Genomic DNA, 3,985 nt, shown 5'->3' with positions numbered 1-3,985 from the left:
TATTATTATTATTATTATTATTATTATTATTATTTCAAAAAATTATTAAAAGCCGAGCAACTGTTTCGGGTTTTCTTTTATAAATTGATAAAAACTCACTTTCAGTTAAGAGTTTATGTCTTGGAATTTAATATAAATACTCATATTGTGCATTTATAAAACTTCGCCTTTAATTTTTATTGCAATTCTTCCATCAGGATAATTGACGGCATTGCTCTCTACAGTAATTGTTTTACGAATCGGACCGGTTGAGATGCTATTATAAGTTACATCAATTTTCCCTTTTTTACCTGGCATAATTGCCGCAGATGGCTTATTGACCACTACATAGCTTACTGTCGATTCTGCTGCTATAATTAATAATGGTGCATCTCCTGTGTTTTTAAATTCAAATGAGCGGAGGATATTTTCACTTTTTGAAACTTTTCCGTAATCGATTGTATTGTCCTGGGCTAGAAACTCGATTTTTGGCCCTTTTTGCGAATAAATAATTGTACTGGATAATAATAGAAGAAATAGGATGAAATTTTTCATTTTTGAATTATTAAGTTAGTTGCATGTATTGTCATTGAATCATTATGAAAAATATTATTTTGTGTTGTGACAAATATTAAAGTCATTTACTATTTTAACACAAAGACTAAAATATTAAAAATAAATGTAACTTTTGGTAATAACTATATGTTAAAAAAAATAGTTAAGATGTTAGCCAGGGAAATACTTTATTTAATTAAATAAAGTTATAAGTTCTTGTTAAATCTAAATGCATCGATTGTGCGCCCAGTTTAACTCTAGCATCATAAGAAAAGCTATTATTTAATTGCCTGCTGATTCTGAAACTCTTCGATGGTTAAGTTTCCGAGTGCAGAATGTCTTCTGCAGGTGTTGTAGAAGTTCTCGATATAATCGGTTATTGATTTTTCTGCTTTCTCTTTGGTCTCATATTTATTTTGGTATACCAGTTCTACCTTTAGTGTCTTGAAGAAGCTTTCTGCTATGGCGTTATCATAGCAGTTCCCCTTTCGGCTCATGCTTTGGGTTATTTTATTTGTGGCTAATAAAGCAATAAACTCACGGCAGGCATATTGCTTTCCTTGGTCTGAGTGAAAGAGTATGTCCTGATTGTTCTGCAAAGGACGATTTAAAAGAGCTTTCGTTAAAGAGGTGATGCTGGTATCTTTTGCTCTCATTGTTTCGCTGATTGACCAGCCGATCACTTTACGGTCAAAAAGGTCTATCACCACAGTGAGATAGATCCAGCCTTCATCTGTTTCGATGTAGGTTATATCAGAAACCCAGATTTCGTTTCTTCTGGCTGCCTTAAAAATCTGTTCTAATCTGTTTTCTGCTGATCTGTTATTACGGGGTGGGTTTGTAGTCTTTTTATATTTAGATTTTGCAATGCTTCTTAGATGGTTTTCCTTCATAATCTGCCCGACAAATTTTCTGGAAACTTTTATCCCAATGGAATCTAATTCTTTAGCAATTCTAGGGCTTCCGTATCGGCATTGGCTCCAGTGGTAAATTCTTATAATTTCTTTTATTATATGGGCTTTCCGTACAGACTTTGCAGTGGGTGTTCTTTTCCTCCAGCGGAAGAAACTGCTTTTGTGGATCTGAAAAATCCGGCACATCTTCTCGACAGGAAATATTTCAGCATTTTCTCTGATGAATTCATATTTCACCCGCCGCTCTTGGAGAAGATATTTTGAGCCTTTTTTAGGATGTCCCTTTCAATTTCTAATTCTTTTATCTGTTTCCGCAGCTTCTGCAGCTCATTTTTATGGGTAATTTCATCTGAAGTTTTCTTTATGGTAAATCTGCCTTCTTGGTAAAGCTTCTTCCAATGCTGAAGGGTACTTGTACTGATGTTGAGTTCTCTTGCCACGTCACAGACTCTTCCGCAGTGGATGCTCATGGAAGCGGCCAGAATCTTAAAGCCTAAACTAAAGGTTCTTCTCGTATTTTTCATGCGGTTAAAATTTGCAGGAATAAAATTAGCTACCAGTCAGAAATTTTAGGCAATATATCTCATTTTTTATTGCTTCAGATAAACACTGCCTAAGCGTTTAGTCGCAAAAAAGGTATCAACTCCACGCCGGAAAGTGCACCGATTCTGCACCTTTAATTTTGTGAGCATTTATAAATATTGAAAATAGGCCATAAAGCAAAAAAGCCAGTAAATCATCGGATTTACTGGCTTTAAGACATTTTTTGTGGCTTTTTAAAAAGAATGAAAACTTTAAGTTTTCCGCCTTTTAGGCCTTTCCGTGGGGAGAGCAGTACTCGAACCCTTGAGGTATCTTTTTAACATGTTAAACATGGTGATATTTGGGTGATTTTTAAGTTAATAATTCTTACAAATTAGTGTATTGGTTAGACTTTATTTTAGTGTTAAAGGGATGCATTTTTATATTTATTTTTAATTAATTGAATCTCTTTTTCAAGCTTCTCAAGCGTGGTTAAATCTTTTTGGGAAATCTCATTTTTATGCGGATTGAGTTTTTGATTTAGTATAGACATTTCTCTCCCTATAGTTGCCTGCTCTGTTATGGCATAAGCTTCTGTCTGCTTTACAGATGAGTGTCCAAGCAGTTCTTTTACTACGTTAATTGGGACGTTATTGTTTAAAGTTACCGTGCTTCCAAATGTACGGCGTGCCATGTGAGTGTTAAGTGAGAATGGAAATCCGCATAATACGGCAATTTCTTTAAGGTAGCCATTCATTTTCTGATTGGAATAAACAGGCAGCAGAGTCCCTCGTTTGATGCATAGAGGATGATCTTTATATTTTTCAAGAATTCTGGCAGCATGAGGTAGGAGAGGAATCTTTGCAGTTGAATTAGTTTTCTGCCGTTCAGAGATAATCCAGGGTTTTCCATCCACTCCGTCTTTTATATCAGCACTTGAGAGCTGGTAGGCATCAATGTATGCAAGTCCTGTGTAGCATTGGAATACAAAAATGTCGCGTACTATACTGAGTCTTTCTATTGAAAACTGATGTGTTTCCAATTCTGCCAATTCTTTTGCAGAGATAGGCTTTTTTACAATTTTAGTTTTTTTGCCTTTAAAGCTTTTAAAAGGGTCTTTTTCAATAATCTCCTTATCAAGTGCACGAATGACAATTTTTTTGAAGTTAGCAATGTATTTAAGGGTTGTATTGTTGCTGCATTTGCGGACAGAGCGCAGGTAAAACTCAAAATCTTTTACAAATTCAAGATCTAGATCGGCAAATTCAAAATCATCAGAATTATATTTGAATTTTATAAAATTAGACACGTGGTTTTTGGTTATGCTAAACCTTTCCAGCGTTGCGCCGGTGTAACCATTTCCTATAAGAGCTTTCAGTTCGTCATTATGTTTTTGAAATTCTTCAAGAACTTTTACCCTTGGAGAATTTCTTCCCATGACATGATCCATTATTTTCTGAGAGGTTATTGGTTTTCCGCTGTAGAGGATCTCTGTTTTGATGTCATGGATTTTCGTGGTAAGTGAGTCCAAGAAAAAGTTGAGGGATTTTGCATCTTCTTTTGTGCCTATTGCTCTCTCTGTTCTTTTATTCCAGCGTTCAATGTCCCATTGGCGTCTGGTAGATGCTTCTTTTGGGATACCGTCTACGGTAATCCTAAAATAAACGGTTCTAATGTTACTTGCATGACGGGGTACTTTCAAAAAGAAAATTAGCCCAAAGCTGTTCTCTAGCATAATTCAACTTATTAGATTAGTAAATGTAGAATTATAACCTTATTTAAACAAGATGTAAACGTGCTTAACCCCTATGATATCGGGACTTAAGATGGAATTTTGTGGCACACTTTTAAAATCTTAGCCTGTGCCACGAATGCGCCACGAAGATTTTGTTTGTTTTTGAAAATATTGAAAAGCGGTATAAAAGAAGAAACCCTGCAAATCGTTTGATTTGCAGGGTTTTCCGTGAATTTTAGCCTTTTTTGTAAACTTTGAAAAGTCTCATTTTAAGCTCTCA

At 35.1% G+C, this 3,985-nt stretch carries 4 protein-coding genes; all 4 read right to left on the bottom strand.

The genetic code is table 11. The annotated features are described in order from the left end of the window. Window positions 1–153: 153 nt before the first annotated feature. The gene (locus ASE40_RS20630; protein ID WP_057119346.1) at window positions 154–534 is read right to left on the bottom strand and encodes a DUF1573 domain-containing protein; all 381 of its coding nucleotides are present in this window, start codon (window positions 532–534) and stop codon (window positions 154–156) included. 278 nt (window positions 535–812) lie between these two features. After that, the gene (locus tag ASE40_RS20625) at window positions 813–1,685 is read right to left on the bottom strand and encodes an IS3 family transposase (RefSeq protein WP_082586846.1); all 873 of its coding nucleotides are present in this window, start codon (window positions 1,683–1,685) and stop codon (window positions 813–815) included. Next, the gene (locus ASE40_RS20620) at window positions 1,682–1,972 is read right to left on the bottom strand and encodes a transposase (protein ID WP_057119342.1); all 291 of its coding nucleotides are present in this window, start codon (window positions 1,970–1,972) and stop codon (window positions 1,682–1,684) included. The genes ASE40_RS20625 and ASE40_RS20620 overlap by 4 nt, the downstream gene beginning before the upstream one ends. A 422-nt stretch (window positions 1,973–2,394) precedes the next feature. Then, window positions 2,395–3,705, bottom strand: a complete 1,311-nt coding sequence (locus tag ASE40_RS20615; RefSeq protein ID WP_057119340.1) for a site-specific integrase — start codon at window positions 3,703–3,705, stop codon at window positions 2,395–2,397. Between the last annotated feature and the right edge of the window lie 280 nt (window positions 3,706–3,985).

Source organism: Flavobacterium sp. Root935 (assembly GCF_001429295.1).
In the GTDB taxonomy this organism is placed as follows: Bacteria; Bacteroidota; Bacteroidia; order Flavobacteriales; family Flavobacteriaceae; genus Flavobacterium.
Note: the sequence above shows the minus strand (reverse complement) of the source record. Positions and strands in the feature narration are given on the sequence as shown.